Source organism: Parasphingomonas caseinilytica (genome assembly GCF_036663755.1).
In the GTDB taxonomy this organism is placed as follows: domain Bacteria; phylum Pseudomonadota; class Alphaproteobacteria; order Sphingomonadales; family Sphingomonadaceae; genus Sphingomonas.
Genome location: NZ_JAXOJL010000007.1, coordinates 159,957 through 176,132 on the forward strand (window position 1 = coordinate 159,957; position 16,176 = coordinate 176,132).

Annotated in this window: 12 protein-coding genes; 4 read left to right on the forward strand and 8 right to left on the reverse strand. The window is 65.9% G+C overall.

What is annotated here, in order from left to right; all coding sequences use genetic code 11:
- Window positions 1-9: 9 nt before the first annotated feature.
- Window positions 10-2,754 carry a [protein-PII] uridylyltransferase gene (locus tag U1738_RS15305; protein ID WP_332789916.1) on the reverse strand — a complete coding sequence of 915 codons (2,745 nt, stop codon included), beginning with the start codon at window positions 2,752-2,754 and terminating at the stop codon, window positions 10-12.
- Between the two features lie 119 nt (window positions 2,755-2,873).
- Between U1738_RS15305 and U1738_RS15310 the strand changes: the two genes are divergently transcribed.
- Both U1738_RS15310 and U1738_RS15315 read left to right on the forward strand, forming a co-directional pair.
- Complete coding sequence (locus U1738_RS15310) at window positions 2,874-3,449, forward strand: glycine zipper 2TM domain-containing protein (RefSeq protein ID WP_332789917.1); 576 nt, start codon at window positions 2,874-2,876, stop codon at window positions 3,447-3,449.
- Between the two features lie 158 nt (window positions 3,450-3,607).
- A complete protein-coding gene (locus U1738_RS15315; RefSeq protein WP_332789918.1) occupies window positions 3,608-4,300 on the forward strand; it encodes a GNAT family N-acetyltransferase in 693 nt (230 codons plus the stop codon).
- Between the two features lie 569 nt (window positions 4,301-4,869).
- On the opposite strand, the gene mutS is transcribed toward U1738_RS15315, so the two are convergent.
- The gene (mutS, locus tag U1738_RS15320) at window positions 4,870-7,446 is read right to left on the reverse strand and encodes a DNA mismatch repair protein MutS (RefSeq protein ID WP_332789919.1); all 2,577 of its coding nucleotides are present in this window, start codon (window positions 7,444-7,446) and stop codon (window positions 4,870-4,872) included.
- Between the two features lie 151 nt (window positions 7,447-7,597).
- On the opposite strand from mutS, the gene U1738_RS15325 reads away from it, so the two are divergent.
- Complete coding sequence (locus U1738_RS15325; protein ID WP_332789920.1) at window positions 7,598-9,856, forward strand: NADP-dependent malic enzyme; 2,259 nt, start codon at window positions 7,598-7,600, stop codon at window positions 9,854-9,856.
- A gap of 2 nt (window positions 9,857-9,858) precedes the next feature.
- Here U1738_RS15325 and U1738_RS15330 read toward each other — a convergent pair whose 3' ends face one another.
- The 6 genes from U1738_RS15330 to U1738_RS15355 form a co-directional block, all read right to left on the reverse strand.
- Window positions 9,859-10,785, reverse strand: a complete 927-nt coding sequence (locus tag U1738_RS15330; RefSeq protein WP_332789921.1) for a winged helix DNA-binding protein — start codon at window positions 10,783-10,785, stop codon at window positions 9,859-9,861.
- 159 nt (window positions 10,786-10,944) lie between these two features.
- On the reverse strand, window positions 10,945-12,426 hold the full coding sequence (locus U1738_RS15335; protein ID WP_332789922.1) for an NAD(P)(+) transhydrogenase (Re/Si-specific) subunit beta: 1,482 nt from the start codon (window positions 12,424-12,426) through the stop codon (window positions 10,945-10,947).
- Between the two features lie 109 nt (window positions 12,427-12,535).
- Complete coding sequence (locus U1738_RS15340) at window positions 12,536-12,841, reverse strand: proton-translocating transhydrogenase family protein (protein WP_332789923.1); 306 nt, start codon at window positions 12,839-12,841, stop codon at window positions 12,536-12,538.
- Window positions 12,842-12,969: 128 nt separating this feature from the next.
- The gene (locus U1738_RS15345) at window positions 12,970-13,329 is read right to left on the reverse strand and encodes a PH domain-containing protein (protein WP_332789924.1); all 360 of its coding nucleotides are present in this window, start codon (window positions 13,327-13,329) and stop codon (window positions 12,970-12,972) included.
- Window positions 13,330-13,331: 2 nt separating this feature from the next.
- A complete protein-coding gene (locus U1738_RS15350) occupies window positions 13,332-14,453 on the reverse strand; it encodes an NAD(P) transhydrogenase subunit alpha (RefSeq protein ID WP_332789925.1) in 1,122 nt (373 codons plus the stop codon).
- An 11-nt stretch (window positions 14,454-14,464) separates the two neighbouring features.
- Complete coding sequence (locus U1738_RS15355; RefSeq protein WP_332789926.1) at window positions 14,465-14,590, reverse strand: aa3-type cytochrome c oxidase subunit IV; 126 nt, start codon at window positions 14,588-14,590, stop codon at window positions 14,465-14,467.
- 157 nt (window positions 14,591-14,747) lie between these two features.
- Between U1738_RS15355 and U1738_RS15360 the strand changes: the two genes are divergently transcribed.
- On the forward strand, window positions 14,748-16,169 hold the full coding sequence (locus U1738_RS15360) for a sigma-54-dependent transcriptional regulator (RefSeq protein ID WP_332789927.1): 1,422 nt from the start codon (window positions 14,748-14,750) through the stop codon (window positions 16,167-16,169).
- The last annotated feature ends 7 nt before the right edge of the window (window positions 16,170-16,176 follow it).

Here is a 16,176-nt window from a genome sequence, read left to right on the forward strand (position 1 = left end):
TCTCCCGCTTCAGGCTGGCTCCATCATATCCACACCCGCCGCCGCGTCCAGCAGGCGGCGTTCCAGCGTCTTCAGCCGGCCACTGCCCGAGATTTTGTCGCCGGTCAGATCGGTGAGGTAGAAGGTATCGACCGCACGCTCGCCATAGGTGGCGACGTGCGACGAATGGATCGTCACCTTCGACTGGAACAGCGTGTGCGCCAGTTGGTGGAGCAAGGCCGGTCGGTCGCGCGCGTTGACCTCGACCACGGTGAAGCGATTCGACGCCTTGTTATCGATCAGCACGTTGGGCGCGATCTGGAACGCCTCGGCGCGGGCGCGCGGCAGCGGCTTGGCCTTCAGCCGGTCGCTCAGCCGCCCGCGATTGGCCAGCGCATCCTCGATCCCCGTCTTCAGCCGCGTGAGCTGCCCGGCATCGTCGAACGGCCGTCCGAACGGATCCTGGACGAGGAAATTGTCCAGCGCCATACCGTCGCGCGTGGTGTGGATGCGCGCGTCGATGATGTTGCCGCCTGCCGCGTGGATCGCCCCGGCGATCCGGTAGAACAGCCCCGGGTGATCGGCAGCATAGACCGTGACCAGAGTCGCGCCGCGTTCGGGATAGACTTGCGCCGCGATCGAGAGTTGCGCGTCGCCGGCATCGGCGACCAGACGGGCGTTGCGCGCCAGCACATCCTCCGGCTCGGCGACCCAATAGGGTTCGGGCAGGCGCTTCACCAGCCGCGCAAAGGTTTCGTCGTCCCACCCCAACGCCGCCTTCAGCGCCTCCTGCTTGGCCGCGACGCGCTCGCTGCGGCCCTTTTGCTTGTGGCCCAGGCGCAGCACTTCCTCCGCCGCCTCGTACAGATCGGACAGCAATTGCCGCTTCCACCCGTTCCACACGCCGGGGCCGACCGCGCGGATATCGACCACCGTGAGCGCGAGCAGCAGGCGCAGGCGTTCCGGGCTCTGCACCACATCGCAGAAATCGAGGATCGTCTTGAAATCCGACAGGTCGCGCTTGAACGCGGTGGCCGACATCAGCAGGTGATGTCGCACCAGCCACGCCACCGTCTCTGTTTCCGCCGGCGTGCAGCCGAAGCGCGGGCATAGCCGTTGCGCCACCTCGGCCCCCAGGATCGAATGATCCCCGCCCCGCCCCTTGGCGATATCGTGCAGCAGCACGGCGACATACAGCGCGCGGCGCGACACGATCTGCGGGAATATCGCGGTGACGAGCGGATGATCGTCGGGCAGCGTGCCGTGTTCGATCTTGCTGAGCAGCCCGATCGCGCGGATCGTGTGTTCGTCGACCGTGTAGTGGTGATACATGTCGAACTGCATCTGCGCGACGACGCGGCCGAAATCGGGAATGAAGCGCCCGAACACCCCCGCCTCGTTCATCCAGCGCAGCACCGTTTCGGGATCGCGCGGGCTCGTCAGCACGTCGAGGAACAGCGCGTTGGCCTCCGGATTCTTGCGCAGGTCGTCGGCCAGTTTCGCATCGCGCGCGGCGGCGCGCATCGCCAACGGGTGGATTTCCAGCGCGTGCTTGTCGGCCAGCGCGAACATCTCGATCAGGCGCACAGGTTTCTGTTCGAGGAAATCGTCAGACGGCAAGGCCAGCCGCCCGCGATCGAGCTTGAAACCGTGGAGCTTGCTCGGGCTGCGGCGCAGCGTCGGCAGGTTGAAGCGTCGCCCCCGCGCGGCGAACTTCTCGTCGAGATGCGCGAGGAACACGCCGGTCAAATTCCCGACCGTCTTCGCCTGCAGGAAGTAATATTGCATGAAGCGCTCGACGCTCGATTTGCCCGGCCGATCGGCGAAGCGCATCCGCTCGGCGATGTCCTGCTGCAGGTCGAAGGTCAGCCGGTCCTCGGCCCGCCCGGCAATGCTGTGCAGATGGCATCGCACCGCCCACAAAAAATTATCCGCGCGGTGGAACTGGCGATATTCGTCCGCGCTCAACAGCCCGGCTTCGACCAGTTCGGCGGCACGCTGCACGTTGTGCGCGTATTTGCCGATCCAGAAAAGCGTGTGCAGATCGCGCAGGCCGCCCTTGCCTTCCTTCACGTTGGGTTCGACGACATAGCGCGTGTCGCCCATCTTGCGGTGGCGCACGTCGCGCTCGACCAATTTGTCGGCGACGAAGCCGCGCGTATCGGTCTGCACCTCGGCCTTGAAGCGGCGCGACGCCTCCTCGTACAACGCATCGTCGCCCCAGACGTAGCGCGCCTCGAGCAAGGCGGTGCGGATCGTGATGTCCGATTTCGCCTGCCGCACCATCTCGTCGAGCGAACGGCTGCTATGGCCGACCTTCAACCCCAGATCCCATAAGGTGTAGAGCATCGTCTCGATCACCTGCTCGGCCCAGCCGGTCTGCTTCCACGGGGTGAGGAAGCCGATGTCGAGATCGGAATAAGGCGCCATCTCGCCGCGCCCGTAACCGCCGACCGCGATCAGCGTGAGTCGCTCGCCCGCCGTCGCATTGCCGACCGGATAGAGCCGCTGCACGGTGAAATCGTAGATCAGCCGCAGCAACTGATCGGTGAGGAATGCCTGCGCCGCGGCGGATTCGAGGCCGCGCGAGGGATGCTCGATCAGGCGGCGCTCGATCTCTACCCGCCCGGTCTCCAGAGCGGCCTTCAGCACCGGCACGGTCGCGCGGCGTAGCGCGACCTTGTCGTCGCCCTCCAGCGCGGCGAGCGCATCGGCGACGGAGCGGCGATCGATGATCGCGCGGCGGTTTGGAAGCGTATCGAAGCGGCCGGACATGCGCGTCTAGATAGGGAAGGGCGAGCGCGCCGTCACCAGCTTCCGTTCATCTCGCCTGGTGCAGGAACGAACCGCGCGGCATGATCGTTCTCACGCCGCAACGAACTGGGAGAGTTTCCATGAACCGACTGATCATCGCCGCCGCCGCAACGGCCGCAAGCCTGATGCCGCTCGCCGCGCCCGCCAGCGCACAGACCGCGCAGGAAACCGCGCGTTTCACCGCCGCGCAGGATCGCATCAACACCGAGTTGCAGCTGTTCCGCCAGGAATCGGATCGCTATCGCGCCGCCGTGGCGCGCCGTTCGGGCGGCTATCAGCAGCAATATAACGACCCGCGCTACAATGATCCCCGCTATGACAATTCGGGCTACAACAATGGCGACAATGGCGGATATCGCCGCGCCGGCGACGATTATTACGATCCCACCGGCGATTATCGCACCGGCAATTATCAGGAGCGCACGCTAAGCGCCGACGAGCGCGTGTATCGCGGCACCGACGGGCGCTATTATTGCAAGCGCAACGACGGAACCACCGGCCTGATCGTCGGCGCGGCGGGCGGTGCATTGCTCGGCAACGTGATCGACGGCGGCCGTTCGCGCATCGTCGGCACGCTGCTCGGCGGCGCGGCGGGCGCGCTGGCTGGCAAGGCGATCGACCAGGGCAGCAGCAGCAACCAGATTCGCTGCCGCTAAGCCCCACCGAAACAAAGAAAAGGGGCGGTGTCCGGCCGGACATTGCCCCTTTCGCGCGTCTGGCGTGATGATCGCCGCCATGCATTTTACCCGACCGGCCGGGCTTTCAGCGCAGGATTCGGGGCGACGCCTATCCGGAATCCTGATGTAATCGGCCCATGACCGAACGACCGCATCCGCTCGACCGCCCCGTCTGGAACACGCTGACCACGCGGCAGGACGATTTCGCAACCGGCGATGCGGCGGCGTTGCGTTTCCGGCCCGAGATCAACCTGTTCGGCGCGGCGGCGGATCGGACGCCGGAAAGCCTGACTGCGCTGGCCGCATTGGTGCCACCTGGCGGCACGCTCGGGCTGGTCGAGGCGGAGGAATTCGCCCCGCCGCCCGGCGTGGCGATCCGCTCGCGCGCGATCATCAACCAGATGCTGCTGACCCGGCTGACCGGCCCGGTCACGCCGATCGATTTCGCCCCGCTAACCGACGGCGACGCACCCGAAATGATGGCGCTCGCGACGCTCACCGTGCCGGGGCCGTTCTTCTCGCACACCCACAGGCTGGGCGATTTCGTCGGCGTGAAACTGGATGGTCGCCTAGTGGCGATGGCCGGAGAGCGCATGAAGCCGACCGGCTTCACCGAAGTCAGCGCGGTCTGCACCCACCCCGATCATCGCGGCCAGGGCTATGCGCGCGCGCTAATGCAAGTTGTGATCGGGCGCATCCTGGCGCGCGGCGAGACGGCGTTCCTGCACGTCTATCCCGACAATGAAGGCGCGATCGGCATGTACGAGGCGATGGGGTTCCGCTTCCGCCACGCGATGACCTACACGGTGCTGGAAGGCGGGGTGGGTTGATCGGCATTCCGACTAGCGTTCGATGACTTCAAGCCGAACTAGGTTTTACATCCGCCCATGTTGTCGAAGCACTGCCTTTCGCCAGACAGAAGCACTGCGCTTCGACAGCCTCAGCACGAGCGGATGCGAACGTCAGGTCAACCGCCCTCTAAACTTGTCAGCGGACTTAATGGGTTCCTGCGCCACTTCATCCCAGCGCAGCCGTGAGGCATCTACAACTGCGTCGCCCATATGCTCTATGAATGCGGCTCGGATCGCGGCCTTGTGTCGGCTCCATCGTTCGGGTTCCGAGTTCGGATTCATGTCATCCGCGAGGAAGACCCACTCAACGAACTGGTCAGCAGTCACTGGGCCGGCAGACGGAATTAGCTGATCGACGTGCAATTGCTGGCCGTATTTTATGCAACCGCAAAAACCCCACTCAACGCACACCTCATGCATGAGCCGATTATATCCAGTTTTCGACATAACATTCTAAATGGCGCAGCCATATGATGTTCGCAAGCGAGTTGAAAACCGGCAGAAGGATGAGATCTGCGACACAAAGGTTCTCTTTATGCCGATCACCCTCACCCCTCCCGACTGATCGCCTTCAGCCGGTACAGCACCTCCAGCGCCTCACGCGGGGTCAGGGCGTCTACGTCGATGCGCTCGACTTCGGCGCGGATGGCGTCGCATTCCTCTTCCACCGCCTCCGCCATCGCGGCGAACAGCGGCAGATCGTCGAGGCCCGCCGCCAGCCCGCCGGTCTTGGCGCGGCCCGCTTCCAGTTTCGCGAGTACCGATTTCGCCCGCGCGATCGTCACCGGAGGCAAGCCGGCGAGGCGCGCCACGGCGAGACCGTAGCTTCGGTCCGCCGGGCCTTCCGACACCTCGTGCAGCAGCACCAGTTCGCCCTTCCATTCGCGCGCGCGGACGTGGTGGAGGGTCAGCGCTTCGCAGCGTTCGGCGAGTCGTGTCAGTTCGTGGTAATGCGTCGCGAACAGGCAGCGGCAGCGATTGTCCTCATGGATCGCCTCGACCACCGCCCAAGCGATGGCCAGCCCGTCATAGGTAGAGGTGCCGCGCCCGACCTCATCGAGGATCACGAAGCTGCGTGGTGTCGCCTGCGCCAGGATCGCCGCCGTCTCGACCATTTCGACCATGAAGGTGGAGCGGCCACGCGCGAGATTGTCCGACGCGCCCACGCGGCTGAACAGGCGATCGACCAGCCCGAGCGTCGCCGAGGTGGCGGGCACGTAGCTGCCGGCCTGCGCCAGCACCGCGATCAGCGCGTTCTGGCGCAGGAAGGTGGATTTGCCGCCCATATTCGGCCCCGTGACGAGCCACAACCGCGAGTCCTCGGATAGATTGCAATCGTTGGCGACGAAGCGTTCGCCGCGTTTGGCCAGCGCATCCTCGACCACCGGATGCCGCCCGCCGGCGATCTCGAAACAGGCATGGTCGACCAAGGAGGGCCGCGCCCAGCCGCCCTCGACCGCGCGTTCCGCCAAAGCCGCCGACACATCCAGCCGGGCGAGCGCGTCGGCGGTGGCGGCGATCTGCTCCCGCCCGTCGAGCGCGGCGGCGGTCAGGTCTTCGAGATGCGACGCCTCCGCCGCCAGCGCGTGCGCGCCGGCCTGCGTCACCTTCAGCGCGACATCGTGCAGGTCCGGCGCATTGAAGCGCACCGCGCCGGCCATCGTCTGGCGATGCGTGAAGCCGCTATCGGGCTTCATCAGCGCATCGGCATTCTTGGCCGCAACCTCGATATGATAGCCGAGGACGCCGTTATGCTTGATCTTGAGCGCGGCGATGCCGGTGCGGGCACGATACTCCGCCTCCAGCGCGGCGATCGCGCGCCGCCCCCCAGCACCGGCATCGCGCAGGTCATCGAGCGCTACGTCATACCCCTCGGCGATGTAGCCGCCCTGGCTCGCATCGATCGGCGGCGCAGGGACCAGCGCTCGCCTCAGCAGGTCGATCAGCGCGCCGTGACCGCGAAGCTGCGGCGCGAGCGCGGTAAGCAAGGCAGGCAGCGCATCGACCCGGTCGAGCCGCTCGCCCAGATGCCATGCGCCGTCGAGCCCGTCACGCAACTGGCCGAGATCGCGCGGACTACCCCTGCCCGCCGCGAGCCGCCCGAGCGCACGACCGATATCGGCCAGGCCGCGCAAAGTGCTGCGCAGCGCGTCGCGCAGGTGCGCATCCTCGGCGAGCAATTGCACCAGATCGAGCCGCGCCTCGATCCCGTCCCGCGCCATCAGCGGCGCACCTATATCGGCGGCGAGCAGGCGTGCGCCGCCACCGGTGACGGTGCGGTCGATCGCGTCGAGCAGACTGCCTTTACGCTGTCCGCTCGCAGTTTGGGTCAGTTCCAGGCTCTCGCGCGTCGCGACGTCGATCGCCATCGCCTGCGTCGCATGGGCGATGCGTGGCGGGCGCAGGAACGGGAGCGATCCCTTGGCAGTATGGTCGAGATACGCGATCAGCCCGCCTGCCGCCGCCAGCCCCGCGCGGCTGAACTGGCCGAAGCCGTCCAAGGTGGCGACGCCGTACAGCGCCTTGATCCGCCGTTCGGCATCGCCGCTGTCGAAATCGGCGCGCGGCCGGAGCATCGTCGCAGCTTCGGCAAAGGCGCTGGCGTCCGACGTGATCGTCTCGGCGGGCGCGAGGCGCGCGAGTTCCGCGCCGAGGCCGCTCGCATTGCACTCGATCAATTCGAACCGCCCGGTCGAGACATCGGCGGCAGCGATCGCCACACCCCCCGCCGCTTCCCCGATCGCGACACACCAGTTCGCCGTGCGTGCGTCGAGCAGCGCTTCCTCGGTCAACGTTCCCGCCGTGACCACGCGGATGATCCCGCGCGAAACCAACGTCTTGCCGCCGCGCTTCTTCGCCTCCGCCGGGCTTTCGGTCTGTTCGGCAATGGCGACGCGGTGCCCCGCCTTGATCAGCCGCGCCAGATACCCCTCGGCACTGTGGACCGGCACGCCGCACATCGGGATCGGCACCCCGTCATGCTCGCCCCGCGCGGTGAGTGCGATATCGAGGCAACTTGCGGCAACTTTGGCATCTTCGAAGAACATCTCGAAGAAATCGCCCATGCGGTAGAACAACAGGCAATCCTGCGCCTCCGCCTTCAGCGACAGATATTGCGCCATCATGGGCGTGGGGGCCGAGGGAGTCGGGGCGGAGAACATCGCCTCCGGTTACGGCCAGCACCCGTATCCCGCAATGCCCGCGACCGCTTGCGGCAAGACGGTTCCATTATTGCAAACGCAAACCTAAAGAGGGCGAAGCCCCGAGAGGAAGCGAATGTCCGACGAAACCAACCTGCAATTCTCCGAGCGCGAGGCGCTGCTGTTCCATTCGGAGGGTCGCCCCGGCAAGATCGAGATCATCGCCTCCAAGCCGATGGCGACGCAGCGCGATCTGGCGCTGGCCTATTCGCCGGGCGTGGCGGTGCCGGTGCAGGCGATCGCAGACGATCCGGCCACCGCATATGATTATACCGCCAAGGGCAATCTGGTCGCGGTGATCTCCAACGGAACGGCGATCCTGGGCATGGGCAATCTCGGCGCGCTCGCCTCCAAGCCGGTGATGGAGGGCAAGGCGGTGCTGTTCAAGCGCTTCGCCGATGTCGATGCGATCGATATCGAGCTGAAGACCGAGGACGTGAACCGCTTCATCGATGCGGTCGAACTGATGGAGCCGACCTTCGGCGGCATCAACCTGGAGGATATCAAGGCGCCGGAATGCTTCATCATCGAGCAGACGCTGCGCGAGCGGATGAACATCCCGGTCTTCCATGACGACCAGCACGGCACCGCGATCATCACCGCCGCCGGGCTGATCAACGCCTGCCTGCTGACCGGGCGCGACCTGAAGGACATCAAGGTCGCGGTGAACGGCGCGGGTGCGGCGGCGATCGCCTGCACCGAGCTGATGAAGGCGATGGGCGTGCGCCACGACAATGTCTTGATGTGCGACCGTACCGGCGTGATCTATCAGGGCCGCGACAACGTGAACCAGTGGCAGTCGGCGCATGCCGCGAAGACCGACCGGCGCACGTTGCAGGAAGCGCTGCACGGTGCCGACGTGTTCCTGGGCCTCTCCGCCGCGGGTGCGCTGAAGCCCGAGATGGTCAAGGACATGGCCCCCGCCCCGATCATCTTCGCGATGGCCAATCCGGAACCCGAAATCCGCCCCGAACTGGCCAAGGCGGCACGGCCCGACGCGATCGTCGCCACCGGGCGGTCGGATTATCCCAACCAAGTCAACAACGTGCTCGGCTTCCCGTTCATCTTCCGCGGCGCGCTCGACGTGCGGGCGACCGAGATCAACGATGCGATGAAGATCGCCGCCGCCAACGCCATCGCCACCCTCGCCCGCCAGCAGGTGCCCGAGGAAGTCGCCATCGCCTACGGCGTGCGTCACAGCTTCGGCCCGGAATACATCATCCCCGCGCCGTTCGATCCGCGCCTGATGGAGGTCGTTTCCGTCGCGGTCGCACAGGCGGCGATGGATTCGGGCGTGGCGACCAAGCCGATCATCGACATGGACGCGTATCGCACGAAGCTGCGCGCACGGCTCAACCCGACCACCTCGGTGCTGAGCCTCGCCTATGAAGGCGCGAAGGCGCATCCCAAGCGCGTGCTGTTCGCCGAGGGCGAAGAGGAGGTCGTGCTGCGCGCCGCAATCGCGTTCAAGGATGGCGGATACGGCACGCCGGTGCTGGTCGGTCGCGACGACGTGCCGGAGCGGCTGAAGGCGCTGGGCGTGTCCGACCCCGAGAGCTACGAACTGCACAATAGCCGCAAGTCGCCGCTGGTGCCGCAGATGGTCGACTTCCTGTACGGCCGGTTGCAGCGGCGCGGCTATCTGCGCCGCGATTGCGAGCGGATGATCAACCAGGATCGCAACATCTTCGGCGCGGTGCTGCTGCAGCTCGGCCATGCCGATGCGATGATCACCGGCATCACCCGCACCTATGCGCACACGATGCGCGAGGTGCGCCGTGTGATCGATCCCGAAGCCGGGCGCACGCCATTCGGCATCCATTTGATGGTCGGGCAGACCCACACCGTGTTCATGGCCGATACGACGATCAACGAGCGACCATCGGCGGAAGAACTCGCCGACATCGCTGAGCAGACCGCCGCCGTGGCACGCCGCATGGGCCACGAGCCGCGCGTTGCGTTCCTGAGCTATTCGACCTTCGGCAATCCCGAGGGGCATTGGCTGGAGAGTCTGCGCGAGGCGGTGAAGGTGCTGGATTCGCGTCAGGTGGGCTTCGAATATGAGGGCGAGATGGCGCCGGACGTGGCGCTCAACCCCAAGCAACTGGCCAATTATCCGTTCGCGCGCCTGTCCGGCCCGGCCAACGTGCTGATCATGCCGGGGCTGCAGAGCGCCAACATCTCGGCCAAGCTGCTACGCGAACTGGGCGGCGATGCGGTGATCGGGCCGATGCTGGTCGGCATGGAGAAGCCGGTGCAGATCGCGCCGATGACGAGCACGGCGAGCGAATTGGTGACGCTGGCGGTGCTCGCGGCGGGCGGAATCGCGCGGTAAGCTTAGGCGATCGACAGGCCGGCGCGACGGGCCGCGGCGCAATAGTTGCGCATGCCTTCGCGCGCCTTGCCGGACAGGGCCATGAAGGCACGGCGGCGATCGAACGGGTCGGGGTGGCGTTCGAACAGGCCGGCCTCGGTCATCTTGGCGATCCAGCGCAGCGCGGTGGTCGGCGCGACGGCGGCGGCGATGCAGAGCGACGATACTGAGACCTGCGCCCGCTCCATCTCGGCGGCGTAGAGATCGAGCAGCATGTCCCATGCCGGATCCTCGAACAGCCCTTCGGCGAAGAATTGCGCGCGCAGCCGGCGCGAGCGGATCGCCTGGCGCAGATCGTGCGCCGTCACCGGGGTGTCGTCGCCGGGCGGCGCGCCATAGCCCAGCGTGCGATCGCCGACGCCGGGTGCGGGGCGGTCCGGCGGCGTGCTCTCGCCACGCGTCAGGCGGGCGAGCGTCTCGGCGATGCGGGCGACCTCCTCGTTCAGCCGCCGCAGCCGCTCCGCCTCCGCATCGCGAGCCTCGTTGACCTGCCCGTCGAGCCGCACCGCACCGGCGATACTCAGCGCCGCAACCCGCTCCGCCATGGTCGGCGCGCAGAGCAATTGTACATGCCGCCCGAACAGATGGGCGGCGACGAGATCGATCTGGTCGGTATCCAGCGCGGCCACGATCCGCGCCCCCGCATCCCGGGCAAAGGCGTCCAAAACGGGTAACGCGGAATCGAGATCGCCGTCCGCCGCGCCCCGCATATCGATCGTCAGCAGATCGATCACGGCATGATCGTGCACCCCGCCGACACCGCGCCAGCCGAACCGCGCCAGCACCCGGGCACCGGCCAGTTCGACCGCCTCGACCGCCAGTCGCTCGGCCGTCAAATCGCCCGCCACCACGAGGGCACCGGGCTTCATGGTGTAAGTCGTGTCGTTCATCACCGATCCGCCCGCCGTTCCCCGGGGCCGAGGTACGCATTTTACGGATCGAGGCGTGTCAGATTACATCCATTTTGGCCAGAACCAGTTGACTGAACCTTATTCATCCCAGCTTTTGCGCGCCGCCATACCACCATTATGGACAGATCGCCCACCGCTCTATTCCAAATTCTTGACGATTTCCTCGACCATCTTCTTGGCGTCGGCGAGCAGCATCATCGTGTTGTCCATGTAGAAGACGTCGTTATCGACGCCCGCATAGCCTACGCCGCCCATGCTGCGCTTGATGAACAACACCGTCTTGGCCTTTTCGACGTCCAGCACCGGCATGCCATAGATCGGCGAGGTCTTGTCGGTCTTCGCCGCCGGGTTGGTCACGTCGTTCGCGCCGATCACGAAGGCGACGTCGGTCTGGGCGAATTCGCCGTTGATATCCTCCAGCTCGAACACGTCGTCATAGGGCACGTTGGCCTCGGCGAGCAGGACGTTCATATGGCCGGGCATGCGGCCCGCGACGGGATGGATCGCGTACTTCACGCGCACGCCGTGCGCCTTCAATTTGTCGCCCATTTCGCGCAAAGCGTGCTGTGCCTGCGCGACGGCCATGCCGTAGCCGGGCACGATGATGATCTGTTCGGCCTGGCTCATCAGGAACGCGGCATCCTCGGCCGAGCCGCGCTTCCACGGACGTTGCTCCTTCGCCTCGCCGCCGGCTGTGGACGCCTCCGCGCCGAAGCCGCCGGCGATCACGCTGATGAAGCTGCGGTTCATCGCCTTGCACATGATGTAGCTGAGGATTGCGCCCGACGATCCGACCAGAGCGCCGGTGATGATCATCGCGCTGTTGTGCAGCGTGAAGCCCATCGCCGCCGCCGCCCAGCCGGAATAGGAATTGAGCATCGACACGACGACCGGCATGTCCGCCCCGCCGATCGGGATGATTAGCAGGAAGCCGATCGCGAAGCTGAGCGCGGTGATCGTCCAGAACACCCACGGGCTCTGATCCTGCGTGAAATACGCCACCAGCGCGATGATCGCGGCCAGCACCGCGAGGTTGATGACGTGGCGGCCGGGCAACATGATCGGCTTGCCGCCCATATTGCCGTTGAGTTTCAGGAAGGCGATGACCGAGCCGGAGAAGGTGATCGCACCGATCGCGACGCCGAGGCCCATTTCGATGCGGGAAACGGTGAGGATATTGCCGAGATCATTGACGATGCCGAACGCTGCGGGATTGAGGAACGCGGCGGCGGCAACCAATACGGCGGCGAGGCCGACCAGCGAGTGAAACGCTGCAACCAGTTGCGGCATATCGGTCATTGCAATCTTGCGCGCCGTGGCGAGCCCGATTGCGGCACCGATCACGATGGCGGCGAGAATTTCTGCGATAGTCAGCCAATCTAGACCCGCAAGTACATCTGTTCGAGTAAGTAGAAAGGCTGGGCCGGCCAGCGTCACTATATTCATCGGCACATGCGTAACCAGCGTCGTCACCACGGCGATCGTCATGCCGATCATGCCGTAGCGGTTGCCGCGCTGCGACGTCGCCGGGGACGACAGGCCGCGCAAGGCCAGGATGAAGCACACGCCGGCGACGAGATACGCCAGTGCCGCCCATGGATTTACCGCAACGTGTTCCATCCTGCCCCCTTAACCCATTCGTCATGCCAGCGAAGGCTGGCATCTCCCGTCCGCTCGCGCGCATTTGCGGCACGAGACCCCAGCCTGTGCTGGGGTGACGGGCATATCGTTACTTCGCAGCCGCTGCCGGCTTCTTCTTGTACATCGCCAGCATCCGCGCCGTTACCGCGAAGCCGCCGAAGATGTTTACGCTGGCCAGCACCACCGCCAGCAACCCGAGCCACTTCGACGTAGCGCCCGTGCCGCCGATGCCGGCCGCCGCGCTGGCGATCAGCGCGCCGACGATGATGACGGAGGAGATCGCGTTCGTCACCGCCATCAACGGCGTGTGCAATGCGGGCGTGACCGACCACACGACGTAATAGCCGACGAAGCAGGCCATGACGAAGATCGACAGGATGCTGATAAAGTCCATTCAGTCTCTCCGCAGGCGAAGTTCACACAAGTTCATACGAAATGCGCCCCAGCGTGACGCTGGCCCGAGCGACGACGACCGATCGAGGCCAATGTCGCAGAAAGCGCGCATGTAGGACAGCGATGCGATCATCGATCGAGCTTCTGCGCGAGAAAACCCTGCAAACCGAGGATATCGGTGTTGCGCCCGACCTTGAATTCGATCGGATCGTGACCCGACAGATAGATGCTGAGTTCGGCATCGAGATCGAACGTGCCCGCGCTTTCGATCGAGAAGGCGGTGATCGAGCGGTAAGGCACGGTCAGATACTCGCGCTTGCTGCCCGTCAGCCCCTGCACGTTGATATACAGCACGCGCCAGTTGGTGAAGGCGATGTAATCGCGCACCGTCTTGTAGCAATAATAGACCGTCTCGCCATCGGTCAGCGCCGCGCGATGCTTCTCGATCAACTCACGCGGATCGGCGGCGGTGGCATGGAGGAGACCCATGCCTATCCGAGCAACCGCGCATTCACCACGGCACCACCCTTGGTCAGCCGGATCGCGTCGCCGATTTCTTCGTCCAGCACCGGTTTGCCCGCGTCCTTGTCCCAGAAGGCGCTGAGGAAGTTGAACAGGTTGCGGCTGAACAATGCGCTAGCATCCGCCGCGAGGCGGCCGGCGACGTTCCTGTGGCCGACGATCTTCACGCCGTTCACCGTCACGACTTCGCCCGCCACCGAGCCCTCGACATTGCCGCCGGCCTCGACCGCGAGATCGATGATCACGCTGCCGGGGCGCATGCTGGCGACCTGCGCCGCAGAGATCAGGCGCGGCGCAGGGCGACCGGGGATCAGTGCGGTGGTGATGACGATATCCTGCTTGGCGATATGGCCGGAGACCAGTTCCGCCTGCGCGGCCTGATATTCGGGCGACATCTCACCGGCATAGCCGCCTGCGCCCTCGCCCTCGATCCCGGCGACATTCTCGACGAAGATCGGTTTCGCGCCCAGCGACAGGATCTGTTCCTTGGTCGCGCTGCGCACGTCCGTCGCCGAGACCTGCGCGCCCAGCCGGCGAGCGGTGGCGATCGCCTGAAGCCCGGCCACACCGACGCCCATCACGAACACGCGCGCGGCGCTGACCGTGCCAGCCGCCGTCATCATCATCGGGAAGGCGCGACCATATTCCGCCGCCGCATCAAGCACCGATTTGTATCCGGCGAGGTTCGATTGCGAAGACAGGATGTCCATCGATTGCGCGCGGGTGATGCGCGGCATGAACTCCATCGCCAGCGCCTCGATACCAGCCGAGGCATAGGCATCTACACGCGCGCGCTCCCCGAACGGATTGAGGCTGGCGGCCAGCCACGCGCCCGGTGCCGCGCCGCCGATAGACGCCGGATCGGGACCGACCACCGCGAGGATGATCTCCGCACCGCCAAGCGTTTCCGCGCGTGGCCCCACGGTCGCGCCGGCCGCGGCGTAATCCGCATCGGCATAGGATGCGGCGACGCCAGCCCCCGCCTCGACCGCCATTTCGGCGCCCAAGGCGATGAACTTCTTGACCGTCTCGGGGGTGGCGGCAACGCGGTGTTCACCGGCCGCCTGTTCCTTCAGGACTGCGATCTTCACCCGCGCGGAGCTTAGCGCGCGATCAGCCAGATCACCGCGGCGGCGATCACGGCACAGGCAACGGCGCCCCATTTCAGCAGGCCGATCACCTGACCATAGGTCTGTTCGTGCGCTTTCAGATCACCGTTACCGGCCATGGCCTCATTCCCCATAAAGCTTTTGTCGCATCCCGCTTAGCCCGAGCCTGCCGCGCTCTCAAGCCCCGTCCCGCATGTCCCGCTTTGGGCCGGCTTAAGCTGGTCTTTACCCGGCACGATTAAGGTCGTCCCCTAGAACTTGGAACAGGACGAACGGATGACGCGCAACGGACAGCGCCTGTTGATGCTGATCGACGACGAGCCGGCGCAGCGCCGGCTGGTCGCGGCGATCGCCGCGCGGCGCGGGTGGCGCGCCGTGTTCGCCAATGACGGCGAGATGGCGATCGCGATGCTCGGCACGCAGGACGGGATGCAGTTGGATGCGATCCTGCTCGATTCCTGGGGGCCGGAGGCCGATGCGGCGACGCTGATCGCCGAGATCCGCGAACGCCGGCCTGCCTTGCCGCTGCTGATGCTCACCGCCAACGGATCGGTCGCGCAGGCCGTCGCGGCGATGCGCTCCGGCGCGACAGACTTTCTGGTCAAGCCGATTGCCCCGGAACGCCTGCTCTCCGCGCTGGATGCCGCGGTCGGCGGCAAGACGGCGGGCGAATTGCGTCCGTTGTCCGAGAAGATTCCAGCCTTGCTGGCGTTCGACGAGATCGTCGGTTCGGCACCCGATTTCCGCGCCGCGCTCGCCATCGCCGCCAAGGCCGCCCGCGCACGCGTCGCCGTGCTGCTGGAAGGCGAAAGCGGCGTCGGCAAGGAAGTGGTGGCGGAGGCGGTGCATGCCGCATCGCCGCGCGCCAAGAAGCCGATGGTCACGGTGAATTGCGGCGCGATCCCCGCCAATCTGGTCGAGTCCGAACTGTTCGGGCACGAAAAGGGCGCGTTCACCGGGGCGTTCGAACGCAAGATCGGGCGTTTCCAGGAAGCGGATGGCGGCACGATCTTCCTCGACGAAGTGGGCGAGATGCCGCTCGAGGCGCAGGTCAAATTGCTGCGCGTGTTGCAGAACGGCGATATCCAGCCGGTCGGCGCGCGACATGCCCGCGAGGTCGACGTGCGCGTGATCGCAGCGACCAACAAACGGCTGATCGAGGAAGTCGAGGCCGGGCGGTTCCGCGAGGATCTCTATTACCGGCTAAACGTGGTGCAGGTGACGATTCCTCCCTTACGCGAACGCACCGGCGATATCCCGGCGCTGGCCCGCCACCTGCTCGCGCGCGTCGCCCAGCAGCCTGGCTTGCGTCCGCTCGGCATCACCGACGATGCGCTGGACCTGCTCGGCAGCTACGACTGGCCTGGCAATGTCCGCCAGTTGCAGAACGCGCTCTTCCGCGCCGCCGTCTTGTGCGACGGCGCGGCGCTGACCCGCGCCGATTTCCCGCAGATCGCCGCTTTGGGCGCCGCGCGGCACGTGGCACCTGCGCCGACGCCGATGGCGACGTCGGGCGGCGTGACTTTGTTCAACGCCGACGGCAACATGCGCGCGCTGGAGGATATCGAGGCCGACGTGATCCGCCTCGCCATCGGCCATTATCGCGGGCGCATGACCGAGGTCGCGCGGCGGCTGGGGATCGGGCGCTCGACGCTCTATCGCAAACTGGGCGAACTCGGCATCGACAACGCGGCCTAAGCCCGCC

Coding starts and splice junctions, on each gene's coding strand:
- U1738_RS15305 (WP_332789916.1), bottom strand. CDS start 2,754: ATGTCCGGCCGCTTCGATACGCTTCCAAACCGCCGCGCGATCATCGAT.
- U1738_RS15310 (WP_332789917.1), top strand. CDS start 2,874: ATGAACCGACTGATCATCGCCGCCGCCGCAACGGCCGCAAGCCTGATG.
- U1738_RS15315 (WP_332789918.1), top strand. CDS start 3,608: ATGACCGAACGACCGCATCCGCTCGACCGCCCCGTCTGGAACACGCTG.
- mutS (WP_332789919.1), bottom strand. CDS start 7,446: ATGATGGCGCAATATCTGTCGCTGAAGGCGGAGGCGCAGGATTGCCTG.
- U1738_RS15325 (WP_332789920.1), top strand. CDS start 7,598: ATGTCCGACGAAACCAACCTGCAATTCTCCGAGCGCGAGGCGCTGCTG.
- U1738_RS15330 (WP_332789921.1), bottom strand. CDS start 10,785: ATGAACGACACGACTTACACCATGAAGCCCGGTGCCCTCGTGGTGGCG.
- U1738_RS15335 (WP_332789922.1), bottom strand. CDS start 12,426: ATGGAACACGTTGCGGTAAATCCATGGGCGGCACTGGCGTATCTCGTC.
- U1738_RS15340 (WP_332789923.1), bottom strand. CDS start 12,841: ATGGACTTTATCAGCATCCTGTCGATCTTCGTCATGGCCTGCTTCGTC.
- U1738_RS15345 (WP_332789924.1), bottom strand. CDS start 13,329: ATGGGTCTCCTCCATGCCACCGCCGCCGATCCGCGTGAGTTGATCGAG.
- U1738_RS15355 (WP_332789926.1), bottom strand. CDS start 14,590: ATGGCCGGTAACGGTGATCTGAAAGCGCACGAACAGACCTATGGTCAG.
- U1738_RS15360 (WP_332789927.1), top strand. CDS start 14,748: ATGACGCGCAACGGACAGCGCCTGTTGATGCTGATCGACGACGAGCCG.